This is a genomic window from Ideonella sp. B508-1 (assembly GCF_000333615.1).
Lineage (GTDB): Bacteria > Pseudomonadota > Gammaproteobacteria > Burkholderiales > Burkholderiaceae_C > Ideonella.
Genome location: NZ_BADL01000070.1, coordinates 1 through 999, shown reverse-complemented (window position 1 = coordinate 999; position 999 = coordinate 1). Strand labels below are relative to the sequence as shown.

Annotated in this window: 1 protein-coding gene and 1 pseudogene; one reads left to right on the top strand and one right to left on the bottom strand. The window is 70.0% G+C overall.

Annotated elements, in window-relative coordinates:
• Positions 1-52 precede the first annotated feature (52 nt).
• A complete protein-coding gene (locus I73_RS25655) occupies positions 53-493 on the bottom strand; it encodes a LysR family transcriptional regulator (RefSeq protein WP_051048966.1) in 441 nt (146 codons plus the stop codon).
• Between the two features lie 69 nt (positions 494-562).
• On the opposite strand from I73_RS25655, the pseudogene I73_RS03060 reads away from it, so the two are divergent.
• Positions 563-999 (top strand): annotated as a pseudogene (locus I73_RS03060) (diaminopimelate decarboxylase); the annotation flags it as partial.

The following is a 999-nucleotide window of genomic DNA, read 5'->3' as shown; positions in this document are numbered from 1 at the left end:
GCCACCAGCAGGGTGTTGAGCTGGCAGCCCGGCGGCGGCTCGCGCTGCTCGGTCAGGCCCAGGTCGTGGCGCTGCTCGTCAGGGCGTTTTCCAGCTGGGGTGATTCCAGCGGCACCAGGGCCACGGCCGCCGTCGGCCGCCCTTGCCGGTACAGCGCCACCGCGCGCGGCAGCAGGGCATGGGCCAGGGCGGGCAGGCAGGCCACCTGCAGGCGCACGGCACCCGCATCCCGCAGGTTGAAGGCCGTGGCGGCGATGCGCTCCAGCCCCTCGTAGGAGCGATCCACCTCCTCCAGCAGGGCCTGGGCCTGGGCCGTCGGCCTCAGCCGGCCCTTGACCCGCTCGAACAGCACCAGGCCCAGCACGTGTTCCAGCCGGGCCAGCTCGCGACTGACCGTGGGCTGGGAGGTGTGCAGCAGCTCGGCCGCCCGAGTGACATGGCCGGTGCGCATCACCGCCCGGAAGACCTCCACCAGCCGATGCGTCAATTCCATATCAGTACTGAATCAATGGATGAACAAAAACTATTTTTCAGTATGACAGAAGCACCGCATCATCGCGGCATGAATCCGTTCGCCCCCGATCTGCTCCGCTCCCTGGCCCGCGCCCATGGCACACCGCTGTGGGTGTACGACGCCGCCACCATCCGCCAGCGCATCGCCGAGCTGCGGGCCTTCGACACCATCCGCTATGCCCAAAAGGCCAACTCCAACACCCACCTGTTGCGCCTGATGCGCGAGGCGGGCGTGGTGGTGGACGCGGTGTCCCGCGGCGAGATCGAACGGGCCCTGGCCGCCGGTTTCAGCCCCGCGCCCAACGCCCAGGGGGCCGCCGGCATCGTCTTCACCGCGGACCTGTTCGACGCCGCCACGCTGGACACCGTGGTGCGGCACGGCGTCACCGTGAACGCCGGCTCGATCGACATGCTGGACCAGCTGGGCGCCGTCTCCCCCGGCCACCGCGTCTGGCTGCGCATCAACCCGGGTTTCGGCCACGGCCA